12 protein-coding genes are annotated in these 12,602 nt (G+C 57.5%); 9 read left to right on the forward strand and 3 right to left on the reverse strand.

The features are described from left to right. The first annotated feature begins 351 nt into the window (after positions 1 to 351). From ltrA to GURA_RS06605, 6 genes are all read left to right on the forward strand, one after another. Positions 352 to 1,686 (forward strand): group II intron reverse transcriptase/maturase, encoded by a 1,335-nt coding sequence (gene ltrA, locus GURA_RS06580; protein WP_232278983.1) that lies wholly within the window; start codon positions 352 to 354, stop codon positions 1,684 to 1,686. Positions 1,687 to 1,920: 234 nt separating this feature from the next. Beyond that, positions 1,921 to 3,075, forward strand: a complete 1,155-nt coding sequence (locus tag GURA_RS06585) for an ABC transporter permease (protein ID WP_011938212.1) — start codon at positions 1,921 to 1,923, stop codon at positions 3,073 to 3,075. Position 3,076: 1 nt separating this feature from the next. Further along, positions 3,077 to 3,781: an ABC transporter ATP-binding protein gene (locus GURA_RS06590; RefSeq protein WP_011938213.1), complete on the forward strand. Its 705-nt coding sequence runs from the start codon at positions 3,077 to 3,079 to the stop codon at positions 3,779 to 3,781. Further along, positions 3,771 to 4,856 carry an HlyD family secretion protein gene (locus GURA_RS06595; RefSeq protein ID WP_011938214.1) on the forward strand — a complete coding sequence of 362 codons (1,086 nt, stop codon included), beginning with the start codon at positions 3,771 to 3,773 and terminating at the stop codon, positions 4,854 to 4,856. The genes GURA_RS06590 and GURA_RS06595 overlap by 11 nt, the downstream gene beginning before the upstream one ends. Before the next feature lie 95 nt (positions 4,857 to 4,951). Beyond that, entirely contained in the window at positions 4,952 to 5,287 is a 336-nt protein-coding gene (locus GURA_RS06600) for a DUF1622 domain-containing protein (RefSeq protein WP_011938215.1), read from the forward strand. 29 nt (positions 5,288 to 5,316) lie between these two features. Further along, entirely contained in the window at positions 5,317 to 6,876 is a 1,560-nt protein-coding gene (locus GURA_RS06605) for an efflux transporter outer membrane subunit (RefSeq protein ID WP_198134532.1), read from the forward strand. A 102-nt stretch (positions 6,877 to 6,978) separates the two neighbouring features. On the opposite strand, the gene GURA_RS06610 is transcribed toward GURA_RS06605, so the two are convergent. After that, the gene (locus tag GURA_RS06610) at positions 6,979 to 8,697 is read right to left on the reverse strand and encodes a B12-binding domain-containing radical SAM protein (protein WP_041245801.1); all 1,719 of its coding nucleotides are present in this window, start codon (positions 8,695 to 8,697) and stop codon (positions 6,979 to 6,981) included. Positions 8,698 to 8,851: 154 nt separating this feature from the next. Between GURA_RS06610 and GURA_RS06615 the strand changes: the two genes are divergently transcribed. From GURA_RS06615 to GURA_RS06625, 3 genes are all read left to right on the forward strand, one after another. Further along, positions 8,852 to 9,151, forward strand: coding sequence for a type II toxin-antitoxin system MqsR family toxin (locus GURA_RS06615; RefSeq protein ID WP_011938218.1), 300 nt, complete (start codon positions 8,852 to 8,854; stop codon positions 9,149 to 9,151). 2 nt (positions 9,152 to 9,153) lie between these two features. Beyond that, positions 9,154 to 9,576 (forward strand): type II toxin-antitoxin system MqsA family antitoxin, encoded by a 423-nt coding sequence (locus tag GURA_RS23300; RefSeq protein WP_011938219.1) that lies wholly within the window; start codon positions 9,154 to 9,156, stop codon positions 9,574 to 9,576. A 430-nt stretch (positions 9,577 to 10,006) separates the two neighbouring features. Then, on the forward strand, positions 10,007 to 11,344 hold the full coding sequence (locus tag GURA_RS06625) for a radical SAM protein (RefSeq protein ID WP_011938221.1): 1,338 nt from the start codon (positions 10,007 to 10,009) through the stop codon (positions 11,342 to 11,344). A gap of 295 nt (positions 11,345 to 11,639) precedes the next feature. Here GURA_RS06625 and GURA_RS06630 read toward each other — a convergent pair whose 3' ends face one another. Together GURA_RS06630 and GURA_RS06635 are read right to left on the reverse strand one after the other, a co-directional pair. After that, a complete protein-coding gene (locus GURA_RS06630) occupies positions 11,640 to 11,909 on the reverse strand; it encodes a hypothetical protein (RefSeq protein WP_011938222.1) in 270 nt (89 codons plus the stop codon). A gap of 262 nt (positions 11,910 to 12,171) precedes the next feature. Further along, positions 12,172 to 12,447 (reverse strand): acylphosphatase, encoded by a 276-nt coding sequence (locus tag GURA_RS06635; RefSeq protein ID WP_011938223.1) that lies wholly within the window; start codon positions 12,445 to 12,447, stop codon positions 12,172 to 12,174. Positions 12,448 to 12,602 lie beyond the last annotated feature (155 nt).

Consider the following 12,602-nt stretch of genomic DNA (forward strand, 5'->3'; position numbering starts at 1 on the left):
AAGCGAACCCGTTTCGGCCTCGTTACACGTAGTTGACAGTGGCCAACCTTCCGAATGTGGTGAAGCCTGCCATCCACCGGTGATAAACGAGCGAAAGAACCGGTGGGACTGTCCGGGGTGATTGGGGAGGGCGCGTGTCGAAAGATCAGCCGAGGAACCTGGGAGGTCCGACGTAATTCCCAAAGCGAAAGGGTTTCGCCGAAGGGAGAACGCCGACGGGGAATCAATAACCCGCCAAGCGTGTACGGTCGGAATTCGGAGCGGCCCATAGTAGCCGGGAAGCGGGGTAATGCCCGTGGAGCCAAGGGGCCGTACTTCAGTCATGTTTACACGGAAAGAGAGGAGACCCGCTTGAGCGACAGACGCTCCATAACGGAATGGATGGCCGAAGGATTCGAACCTGAACCCGGACTGCCGGTAAAAGTCTCCCTTCTGCGGTGGAAACTGAGCAGCAAGGCCAAACGAGAACCGCAGTTCCGGTTCTATGCCCTTTACGACCGAATCCATCGTCGTGATGTACTTGAAACGGCGTGGTTGCGAGTAAAGGCGAACAAGGGCGCGCCGGGAGTCGATGGTGTCAGCATTGAATCCATCGAGGTGCGGGCAGACGGAATATCCGGCTATCTTGACGAAATTCAAGAAAGCCTGAGAACCAAAAACTACAAACCATCCCCGGTGCGTCGCGTCTACATCACCAAGCCCAACGGCAAACTGCGCCCGCTCGGCATACCGTGCGTGCGGGACAGAATTGTACAGGCAGCCGTACTCCTTATCCTCGAACCGATATTTGAGGTGGACTTTCTCGACTGCTCCCATGGATTTCGTCCCAAAAGGCGTCCCCATGGAGCCCTCGACCAAGTCGGTAATAACCTCCAACTCGGACGGCAGGAAGTGTATGACGCGGATCTTTCGAGCTACTTTGACAGCATCCCCCACGAGCACCTGATAGTAGAACTTGAGCGGCGCATAGCCGACCGGAGTGTCCTCAAACTGATCCGGCAATGGCTTCACAGTCCGGTCAGAGAAGAAGACGGCAGCATCAGCCGTCCCAAACAAGGGACGCCACAAGGCGGGGTAATATCTCCCCTTCTTGCCAACATCTACCTTCACCGGCTCGACCGGGCCTTTCACGAAGAAGCAGACAGCCCCTACCACTTCGCCAGAGCGCGCATGGTACGGTTTGCCGACGACTTCGTAGTAATGGCCAGACACATGGGCAATCGCATAACCGGATGGCTGGAAGAGAAACTCGAAACAGACCTTGGACTCAGCATCAACCGTGACAAAACCGGTATTGTCAGAATGAACAAGAAAGAGAGCCTGAACTTTCTGGGATTCACCCTCCGCTATGACCGTGACCTGCGGGGCAGAGATTGGGATTATCTCAACATCATGCCGAGTAAGAAGGCCATAGGAGCACTCAAGGGAAAAATCCGGGAGAAGACCCGAAGCGGATACAAAAAGCCGCTTGTCGAAGCAATTGCCGAGGTAAACAGCATCCTTCGCGGATGGGGCAACTACTTCGACTACGGGTATCCCCGGAAAGTATTTCGAGACGTGAATCATTACACGAGGACTCGCTTTCGAATATTTCTGAACAATCGGAGCCAAAGGCGGAGCAAACCCTTCAGGGCAGGTGAAAGCCTGTATGCCGGACTTAAGCGATATGGTCTGGTTTACCTGTAACAGCAAAGCCACAACTCCTCAATAATGCCGTGCAGCAAGAGGCTGATAGGTAAGCCGTATGCGGGAAATCCGCACGTACGGTTTGACGAGGGGGAGCTGGTTAAGGCAACTATGGTAAGGCTACTTAGGCACCGCCAAACGAAAGGGGCGGAAACGGACAAGCCAAACCTAATGATGTCGTAACCTGCTTCCTACTCTACTGGTTAATTGCTGTTTTTGGGATGACTGGACGGCATGGAAAGGACACCGGCAGTGAATGGAATCCTGAAAATCGCTTATAAATTGCTGGTGAACGACAAGGGGAAATTTGCCGCCCTCCTTGTAGGGATAACGTTTGCCGTCTTTTTGATAGTGATGATGACCTCCATGTTTGCCGGCATCCTGCACCGCTCGTCCGCCACCGTCATAAACATCGGCGCCAAGGTCTGGGTGATGGACCCGGCGGTGAACACCCCGGCGAACAGCATCCCGATGCCCGATTACGTCCTGGATGCGGTGCGGAGCATAAACGGCGTCAAATATGCCGTGCCGCTCTATTCCGGCGGAGCACTGGTGAAGCTGCGCAGCGGCATCTACCAGTCGGTGACCGTCCTGGGGCTGGACGATGCCAGTCTGTATGGCCGACCCGGGCTCATCGAGGGGCAGATCGAGGATATCTACGCGGAAAACGCCTTTGTTGTGGTGAAGGACGCCGAATTTCCCAAACTTGAAAATCCACGGCTCGGCACGGAGTTCGAGCTGAACGACCACCGGGGGGTCATCGTCGGTATCGCCAAAGTAACCACCAGCGGCCTGTTCGGCGTGCCGACCCTGTACACCACCTACACCAGGGCACTCCAGTACATCCCCTCCATGAGATTCACCACTGCATTCATCCTGGTGGAGCCGAAGAGCGCAGCCGCCGTGCCGCACATCAAGGAGCAGGTGAAAGCGCTCGGCTACGACGCGCTGACCAAGGATGAGTTCATCCGGAAAACATCCAACTTCTACATGTACAAGACCGGCCTCGGCACCAATGTGCTCCTGATGACGGTCATAAGCTTCATCGTCGGCCTCTCCATCTCCGGGCAGACCTTCTACACCTTCATCCTGGAGAACCTGGAGAAATTCGGGGCGCTCAAGGCGATCGGGGCGAAAGGGCGGGAACTGATCTACATGATCCTCTTCCAGGCGACCTTTACCTCCCTCACCGGCTATGGACTGGGGATCGGCCTTGCCGCACTGGTCATCACCATGGCAAAACTGCGGCTCCCCAGTTACGCAGCCAAGATCACCTACGGGAACCTCTGGTTCGCCTTCGTCATGGTCCTCATCATTGCAGGCATTTCCAGTTACATCGGCATCAGGAAGGTGCTGAAGATCGAGCCGTTCGATATTTTCCGGGGGTGACATGGCAGAGCCGGCGGTAAAGGCAAACGAACTGGTCAAATGGTTCGGCGAAGGGGAAGCCAGAACCGTTGCCGTGCGCGGCGTCAGTTTCGAGGCCCGGTTCGGGGAGATGCTCTACATCGTCGGCCCGTCGGGGAGCGGCAAAACGACGCTTTTGAGCATGATTTCCGGCATTCTGCGGCCGAACGAGGGGACCGTGACGGTCGAGGACCAGGATATCTGGAGCCTCGCGAGCGACCAGATCGCGGAATTCAGGTTGAACAGGGTGGGCTTCGTGTTCCAGGACTACCACCTCTTCCCGCGGCTCACCACGCTGGAAAACGTTGCCATCCCCCTGATCCTGAAAAAGCGTGACTGGCGCGAATCCCTGAACACGGCCATGGAGTACCTGGAGATCGTCGGCCTCAAGGACCGGGCGCAGTTGCCGCCGGTCAAGCTGAGCGGCGGGGAGCAGCAGCGGGTGGCAATCGCCCGGGCGATCGCCGGCCGTCCCGACCTCCTGATCTTCGACGAGCCGACCGCCTCCCTGGACGGGGATACGGGAAGAAAGATCGTCGATTTCGTGAAGAACAACATCCTGAACGACCAGCGCTGCATCATCATCGTTACCCATGACAGCAGGATTTACGAGTACTCGGACAGGATCATGCGGATGGAGGACGGCCGCATTACCGGCGTCGAACAAGGAGGGGCACGTGAGGAATAAGGTACTGTTTTTCCTGGCGATCATCGGCCTCGTCGCCGGACTGGTGAGCGCCTACATCTTCGGCATCGAGAAAAAGCCGCAGCCGCCGGTGTTCAATCCCGCCTCCAATCCCTATGGCAAGGGAATCTACGCCAACGGCATCATCGAAAGCTACCAGACGAACGGCGAGAACATCAACATCTATCCGGAAGTGTCGGGAATTATCACCAGAATCCTGGTTGCCGAGGGGCAAAGCGTGCGGCAGGGGACACCGCTCCTCATGATCGAAGATTCCGTGCAGAGGGCGACCGTAGCCCAGCAGAAGTCCCAGGCCGAGGCCGCCCTGGCCCTCCTGGAAGAGCTCAAGGCTATGCCTAGAAAGGAAAATCTGGAAGTCGCCAAAGCCCAGGTGGACTTCGCGAGTGCAAGCCTCAAGAACGCGCAGGACCAGCTGGACAAACAACGGCAATCGTACGCACTGAACCCGAAATCGGTGAGTAAAATCGATTTGGATAACGCCGAGAATGCCGTCCACGTGGCAAAAGCAAATCTCGAAGTCGCCCGGAGACAGTACGAGCTCACCAAGGCCGGGGCCTGGATCTATGACATACGCAACCAGGAAAAACAACACCAGGCGCTGACAAAGGCGTACATGGCTTCGGATGCTCTCCTCGCCAAATACATCATACGGGCGCCGTCAGACGGGGTGATCCTCTCCATAAACGCCGCGGTCGGCAGCTACATATCCCCGCAGGGCACCTATGACACCTATACCCAAGGATCTACGCCGGTTTTCGTCATGGGGAGCGCGCAGGCGTATGGCGGGGTCAGGTGCTACATCGACGAGATCCTCGTCCACCGCCTGCCGACGCCGGCCCGGCTGAAGTCAAAAATGTTCATCCGCGGCACGGACATCAGCATCCCCCTGGAGTATGTGCGGGTGCAGCCTTATGTGTCGCCGAAGATCCAGTTGTCGAACCAGCGGACCGAGCGGGTGGACGTGCGGGTGCTGCCGGTCATCTTCAGATTTCAGAAGCCGGGCAATTTTTCCCTCTATCCCGGCCAACTGGTGGACGTCTATATCGGCGAGGAATAACCCTAACCCCGATGAACGGGATAAGTCCCTTCACGAAAAATTCTTCGCAAAAAACATGCAAATAATTTTTCTAAGGGACTAAGGGGGAAGTCACGATGGAGATACTGAGTAGTGTCGTCCAAATAATCTGCACGGTCATCAGCGTATTAGGCGCCCTGATTGTCATCTATGGCGTCGTTGAGGCGATCATCAGTTTTTTGCGGCACAAGCTGTCTGCGGAGAAGAAGGATCAGATAACGGAAAATGAGACGATCCGGCAACGTCTGGGCGCCCATCTCTTGTTGGGGCTGGAAATTTTCATTGCTGCAGACATCATAAGCTCTGTAGTCAGTCCGAACTGGAGCAAGGTGGGGATATTGGCCGCTATCGTCGCCATCCGAACGGTATTGAGCTATTTCCTGAGAATGGAAGTAAAACAGACACAAGGGTAACCTTTGTGGGAAAATTCATGAAGAAATCGATGTCTTGGTATAGATACGTTTTCAGGGGAGTCGGGAAAGCAGAGAATGCCGCCAGCCCCGGAACGGGGATGCGGGCACTGATAGTGGTGGGCGGGATAGCGCTCGTCTCGCTTGCCGGCTGTGCCGTGGGGCCGGACTTTGTCCGTCCCGCGCCTCCCACGGTCGAACAATACACCCACGGGACAGCGCCGACCACGACCATACCTGCCGACGGCCAGACGCAGCACTTTGCCAAGGGGGCCAGGATCGCCGCAGACTGGTGGCGCCTGTTCAACTCCGCGAAGATCAACGCCGTGGTGCAGGAGGTCATCGCCAACAACCCGAGTCTCCAGGCGGCGCAAGCGAGCCTGCGCCAGAGTCAGGACAACCTCCGTGCCGGTTACGGTGTATTCTTTCCCCAAGTCGATGCCTCGTTCGATGCCGCGCGGCAGAAGTTCTCCCCGGCCCGTTTCGGCGGGAGCAATCCCAGCATCTTCAACCTGTTCACCCTTCAGGCCTCGGTCAGCTATGCCCTCGACGTCTTCGGCGGCGAGCGCCGTGCGGTTGAGGGGTTGCAAGCCCAGGTAGATGTGCAGCGCGCCGCCGTCCTTGGCACCTACCTCACGCTATCGGGCAACGTCGTCAACACCTTGATCGCCCAGGCGGCCTACCGCGAAGAGATCAGGGCCACCGAGCAACTCATCGACATGCAGCGGGAACAGGTCGCGATCACCGAAGCGCAGACACAGGCCGGCACGGTGCCGTACGCGAACGTGCTCAGCCTCCGCAGTCAGCTGGCCGCCGTCGAAGCGACGCTGCCACCGCTCCGGCAAAAGCTCGACCAAGCCGGGCATCTACTCGCCACCCTGGCTGGCCGTGCACCGGCGCAGTGGGCACCTCCGCAGCTTGAGCTGGCCGACCTCACGCTCCCCCGTGACCTGCCGGTGACCCTTCCTTCGGAGCTGGTGCGCCAGCGACCCGATATCCTCGCGGCCGAAGCAGAGCTGCACGGCGCGAACGCTGATATCGGGGTGGCCACCGCGGCACTCTTCCCGAGCTTTACGCTGAACGGCGGCTACGGCTTCAACAACAGCACCATCGGTAACCTCTTGAAGATCGACAGCAGCTTCTGGAGCCTGGGGGCAAACGTCACTGCGCCGCTGTTCCGCGGCGGCACGCTCTGGTTCCAGCGGGAGGCGGCAAAGGAGCGCTACCGGCAGTCGCTGGCCGGCTACCGGCAGACCGTACTCAGCGCCTTTGCCCAGGTTGCCGACACCCTGCGGGCGCTGGAACATGACGCAGAGAGTCTTCACGCCCAGTCTCAATCCCTCGACACTGCGGATGAAGCGCTGCGGCTGATCCAGGCAAATTACCGGGCCGGCACCGTCAACTATCTGCAGATCCTCATTGCCAACGGTCAGTACCATCAGGCAAAGATCGGCTGGCTCCGGGCGCAGGCCCAGCGGTTCCAGGACACTGTCGCCCTTTTTGTCGCCCTTGGCGGAGGGTGGTGGAACGCCGAGGAAAAGGCCGCTGCAACAGACGGTCTGCAAACGTCCGCACTTCCCCCCTCACCCTAGCCCTCTCCTTTAGGCCCGCAATTTGGGTCCACAAGGGGCGAGGGGACTTTAAAGCTCCCCTCCCTTGATGGGAGGGGTTGGGGGAGGGTGCAATGTGCGGGTTTACAGGTCAAGAACACGGACCTGCAACCCTTTTCCCGGTGCGGAGATATAGACGAAGAGCAGCCGGACCGGCACTGGAAGTGGTCGTCTGCTACGGTAGTCGCGGCTGAAGCTCCGGCTGAAGGTCCTCACCTTGCTCCCTTCCGCAATGTCGAGCTCTTTTACGAGTTCGATGATTTTCCCCTTATCCCCTGCACCTGTTTCCAAGTGTACGCTGTCGGAGAAAAAAGAGGGGAGCCTGCCCGCTGCCGGGTATTCGGCGAGACAGAAATCGTAGCAGAGGGCGTCCCGGAAGAGCTCCCGTTCTTCTTCGGCGAGGAAATGTCCCGCAAACTGCCGGAACGTCTCGAACAGCCCGGCCTGGGAGAGGTGCGCTGCTATCTCCCTTTCTTCCCAGAATTGTGCTGCATCATTGAACACAGAGGTGAGAGGCGATTTGTCCGCCAGCACGGCAAGGGAGGCGCCGAATCTGCCGCTGTTGTAGAGGAGATCCAGCAGTCTGGAAATGGTCTCGATGCGGCAGATTTCCTCGAAGGAAAGCCAGGGGGTGCGCAGTATCTTGTACGGCGGGGTGGCGGAATAGGCGTACCCCTCGTCGTCCGCAATCCTCCGCATGGCCGAGCCCTTCAGCACCTTGAGCGGCTCGACCTGGATATGGTGGGGGGAGACATCGATCAGGCGCTGGAGGGAGTCGAGAAACCCGTCGAAATCTTCATAGGGGAGGCCTGCCACCAGGTCCAGGTGAATGGTAACGTTTGTGTCGCGGCAGAGCTTCTCCACGTTTCCGAACAGCTTTTCCAGGTTCGACTTGCGGCCGACCCGCGCCAGGGTTTCCGTACCACCCGACTGGACGCCGATTTCAAAACGAAAGGTGTCCGGCGGGACCGTGGCGAGCATGGCGAGGTTGTCGTCGGTCAGGAGGTCGGCGGCGATCTCGAAGTGAAAGCGGCTTTGCCGGTTGTTGCGGCCGATAAAATCCCATATTTCATCGGCGCGGGGTGCGTCGTAATTAAAGGTCCGGTCCACCAGCTTGACGGTCTGTACCCCTGCATCCATGAGGAGCTTCAGGTCGCTCTTGATGCGGGGCATGGAAAAGGAGCGCACACCCTTCTCCAGGGAGGACATGCAGAAGGCGCAGGAGAACGGGCAGCCGCGGGAGGTCTCATAATAGACGAGCGGCTTGCCCAGGTCCACCAGGGAGGCGGCGAAAGGGGAGGGGATCGTATCCAGGTCGGCGATGGAATCCCGGCCGGGGGATGCGATGATTTCTTCGTCGGCGCGGAAGGTGATGCCGGGAATACTGCCCAGTTGTTGTGTGGTCGAGTGGTTGAGTCGCAACGCTTCCAGCAGTTGCCGGCAGCCGGTTTCTCCTTCTCCCTTGATGACGCAGTCAACGGCCGGGTTCCGGTCCAGGAGGTCGAAAACGCCGTAGGATACCTCCGGACCGCCGAGGACGACGAAGGTTCCGGGCCGTATCTGCTTCAGGTCGGCAACCAGCTTCAGGGTCTGTTCCACGTTCCAGATGTAACAGGAAAAGAGCAGCACATCCGCCTCTTCCGCGACGATCCGCTCCAGGACCCGATCGGCAGGTTCGTTGATGGTGAATTCTCGGATGGTGAGGTCGATCCCTTCGATTTCCTTGCAGGCAGCGGCCAGGTAGGGGAGAGCGAGGGATGCGTGGATATATTTGGCGTGCAGGGTTGTGAGTAGTATTTTCATGGGGAAATTGTAGCGGATAGATGGGTGGTTGGCCAGCGAAAGTTGCCTTTGGAAAGATTGAACCTGGAGAAGATATCCCACCATTAAAATGAAATTCCGAAGAAAGCCCGAGAAATAAAATTGAAAAATTACCCTTTAAGGGTTATAGTGAACTATGGAAAAGCGACGTCCCCATTATGACCTCAAGTCGATCCAGGCACAGATGGACTGCATTGAGGCAATGAACCTGACCATGACCGCCCGACACGGCATCAAAGCGATCGGAATGGCCTTGGGAGATGCGCTGGTGGTAATCAAGAGGCTTTCAATGGGAAATTTTTATAAGGCCATGACAGTTCATGCGGACAGCAGGGTTTGGCAAGATGTATATCACGCTGAATGGAAAGGAAGGGCCTTGTACATCAAGTTTCAGCGACACGAAGAATTCTTTATCGTGTCGTTCAAGGAGCGTTGATCATGAGTAAACAATGGAACGGGAAAACATGTCCCGCATGTTTTCAGGGAACTTTGGAACATCGGGTGAAACGGACGCAATTTGAGTACCGCAGCAACATTCTGGAATACGACCAGGAAGGGGCTTGGTGCGGCACATGTGGTGAAGGGATCGTCACTGGAAAAGAAGCGGCTGCCGCTGAATCGTTGCTTGACGATTTCATTGCCCGTGTGGACAAGGAAGAGGCTTCCGAACTGGCCCGCATCAGAAAGAAGCTCGGACTTAACCAGAAGGAGGCGGCCATGATCGCCGGTGGCGGCCACAACGCCTTCTCTCGCTACGAGAGGGGTGAAGCCAGACCCGTTGCCGCTGTAGTGAACCTCTTCCGTCTGCTGGACCGGCATCCTGAGCTGCTGAACGAATTGAAAAAGCAAAAAGCCGCATAGCAGCAGTGTCAGGCTGAAGGCCGAACCAGGCACTTCACTTGATTCCGCTGCGCTCAATAAGTGAGCGCCGGAGCCGTTGGGAGCATTTGTGACCCTAAAAATTGAAACAGTTTGCGCAGGGGTTGAAACTGTCGGACGTAGTACGCGAGGCAATTCATGAAACCCTTGAAACCTGCCTGACAACGCGTTCAAACGGACGCGGGAAAAAAGTCCGCGCCGGTTAGCTTTTGATAACTGCTTGATTTTACTCTGCGCCTGCGCGCTGACCCGCTATGGCGCACAAGCGCATTCTTTGTGGCTTTGCGAGGGACTGCGTTTTTCAAGTTGATTACAGCGTACCCCTCTTCTTCCCCCGCTTTAACCAAAGCTTTGCCACGCACCCCTGCGTAACTATTGCCGCTTTTTCCGTTTTCTGTTACCCTGCCGTATCATGAAAAGAAAAACATTACCCAAACTCCTCTATGCAGACGCAAAGGGAAACATCTTCGACCATCCCTTCCTCACCATGGCCGGCATGAACGGCACGGAGGCGGTTTTACCGGAAGGGGTGGAACTGATCCCGCTCCCCGAGGACAGTCGTCTCTTCACCATCCCCGACACCCCTCCCATCGCCTGGGACGGGAAAAAGCACGCCTTCGTCACCGTGGAGGAGATCCGGGAAGGGCGGCGGACGATGAAGGTCCAGGCGGTTTCCGCCTTCATGGCCCCCGGCTACATGCGGACGCTTCTCCCCGCCTGCGACTACGGTAAAAAGAAGGTTCATCTGCCGCTCTGGTCCTACACCGCCGTGGGGTGGGACGAGGAGACCGAGCGGTTTGTGGTGGCGGCCAGCCGTGTCGATGCCAACGAGAACTGGCTCCCCAAAAACTACGACGACCGCAAGCTTGATCCCCTGGTGAGAAAAAGGCTCAAGGAGATGCCCGACAACCGCCTTCTCGAACAGCTGTCCCGCTGCGCCGTTGATTATCACTGCTTTGCGGCCAAGAACCTCTTCTTCCGCCGCTGGGAAGCGCCGCTCCCCACGTCGCCGGTCTGCAACTCCCGTTGCCTCGGGTGCATCAGTCTTCAGCCCTCCGACTGCTGCCCGTCCAACCACGAGCGGATCCAGTTCGTCCCCACACCGGAGGAGATCGTCGAGCTGGCCTTGCCGCACCTGAACGAGGCGCCGGAGCCGATCGTCTCCTACGGCCAGGGGTGCGAAGGGGACCCGATCATGCAGGCCGATACCATTGCCGAGGCGACGCGCCGACTCAAGGCCGCCACGAGCCGCGGCACGGTCAACTTCAATTCCAACGGTTCATTCCCCGAGCGGGTCCGCATGCTCTGCGACGCGGGGATGGATTCCATGCGCTTTTCCATGAATTCGGTGCAGGAAGAGTTCTACAACCGCTACTACCGGCCTGTGGGATATAAATTTGCCGATGTGATGGAGTCGGTCAAGGCGGCCAAGGAGCGCGGCCTCTTCACCATGATCAACTACCTGGTGTCGCCGGGGCTTACCGACAGCGAGGCGGAGGTGGAGGCGCTTCTGAGGTTCATCAATGATACCGGGGTGGACATGCTGCAGATGCGCAACCTCTCCATCGATCCCGATTTTTACAATGAACGGATGCAGGTTTCCGGTCGGGGAATCGGCATGTACCGGATGCTGGAGCGGGTGAAGCGGGAATTCCCCCGCATCCAGTACGGTTATTTCAACCGGACCAGGGAGAACTTCTACCCGGAAGGTCTTGAAACGAGCTGGCCGATCAAGGGGAAAAAACGGTGAGGTAAGGAGTGATTGGCGGAAAAACGAAGGTCCAGCCGGGAATTTCGGGGGAAGGCCGTCAGCCGTGACTTCGTTCGTTCGGTCGCCGCAGCTGCGGACCTTGCGCCGTCTCTCGATGTATTGCCTGACTAATCGTTTGCAGACGAAGGTGCTTCCTTCAATCTTTGGCGGGTGTCCGCTCGCCACTGCGGCTCTGTCACTCACTCCCGAAGCCACGGCAGCCGTTCCCGGAAATGTCGGAAGAACCAAAATGAAGCGGGGCCTTCGACAGAATCGAAGGCCCCGTTTAGTTTTGTCAGCTGCTCTGCTTGTGGCAGTCGCCGCAGTGGCGGAGCGGCCCGGCGCCGAGCTTTTTGTGGCAGCCCAGGCAGAGCTTGTGGGCCGAGTCGTGGTCGAGTTCGATGAACCGTGGCGGGCCGTTGTGGCAGTCGCCGCAGGTGAAGTTCCGCCGGTGTTCGATGTGGTTGAAGGTCACGTCGCCGTTGTACGCCTTGAAGACGTAGGCCGCCTGGGCAACGAACGCGTACGAGAGGATGATGAGCAGCAAAAGAATCGTTTTTTTCATGGTATCTGCCGATGGTGTTTTTTCCAGGTAAATGTCTGGTTGTTATAGATAAAAGCTCCGCTAATGTCAACCAGAACTTCTTTTTTTCAACCTGTTAGCGCAACAGTTCCTCCAACCTGCGCTGGTCGAAACCCTAGATGGTCCGGTCGAAGATCATGAAGGTCGGCGTTGCCCAATGCTGGTCCGGCTAGTATGAACAAAGTGCGTCATACCGATTAAATTCTTCATGGAAACCTCCTGTTGCCGATGGATGCAGGATGGACTAATAGGCGATATGGAAGTCGTCGAACTCACCGGTGAACTCGCCCCTCTCCACCTCCACACCGCTGACCCTGGCACTGCCGGGGCCCTGTCGGCACCAGTCGATGAGCGCCGCCACATCATTCTCTTCCCCTTCGAAGCACCCCGCAACGCTCCCGTTGGGGAGGTTTTTCACCCAACCGCTGACATTGAACCGCATGGCTGTCTGCTGCGTGTAGCGGCGAAAATTGACCCCCTGGACCATACCTTTGACCGTTACCATGGCGCGGATTTTCATCTGTTCATCCCTCCAGGAGTCTGTCGGACTTAGGGAATCGTAGCGAGAGGATGGAAAATCGAGGACAGATTTCCGGAAATTTGAGAGCGAATAGTGAACCTATTCGTCGAAAATTTTCGGAGATATGGACCGATTTGCCATCCTCGCAGTAGATT

It is taken from the genome of Geotalea uraniireducens Rf4, from assembly GCF_000016745.1.
GTDB lineage: Bacteria > Desulfobacterota > Desulfuromonadia > Geobacterales > Geobacteraceae > Geotalea > Geotalea uraniireducens.

What these genes read in the sequence shown, in the direction of transcription:
- GURA_RS06585 (WP_011938212.1), top strand. Translation starts at nt 1,921, where the DNA reads ATGGAAAGGACACCGGCAGTGAATGGAATCCTGAAAATCGCTTATAAA.
- GURA_RS06590 (WP_011938213.1), top strand. Translation starts at nt 3,077, where the DNA reads ATGGCAGAGCCGGCGGTAAAGGCAAACGAACTGGTCAAATGGTTCGGC.
- GURA_RS06600 (WP_011938215.1), top strand. Translation starts at nt 4,952, where the DNA reads ATGGAGATACTGAGTAGTGTCGTCCAAATAATCTGCACGGTCATCAGC.
- GURA_RS06605 (WP_198134532.1), top strand. Translation starts at nt 5,317, where the DNA reads ATGTCTTGGTATAGATACGTTTTCAGGGGAGTCGGGAAAGCAGAGAAT.
- GURA_RS06610 (WP_041245801.1), bottom strand. Translation starts at nt 8,697, where the DNA reads ATGAAAATACTACTCACAACCCTGCACGCCAAATATATCCACGCATCC.
- GURA_RS06615 (WP_011938218.1), top strand. Translation starts at nt 8,852, where the DNA reads ATGGAAAAGCGACGTCCCCATTATGACCTCAAGTCGATCCAGGCACAG.
- GURA_RS23300 (WP_011938219.1), top strand. Translation starts at nt 9,154, where the DNA reads ATGAGTAAACAATGGAACGGGAAAACATGTCCCGCATGTTTTCAGGGA.
- GURA_RS06625 (WP_011938221.1), top strand. Translation starts at nt 10,007, where the DNA reads ATGAAAAGAAAAACATTACCCAAACTCCTCTATGCAGACGCAAAGGGA.
- GURA_RS06630 (WP_011938222.1), bottom strand. Translation starts at nt 11,909, where the DNA reads ATGAAAAAAACGATTCTTTTGCTGCTCATCATCCTCTCGTACGCGTTC.
- GURA_RS06635 (WP_011938223.1), bottom strand. Translation starts at nt 12,447, where the DNA reads ATGAAAATCCGCGCCATGGTAACGGTCAAAGGTATGGTCCAGGGGGTC.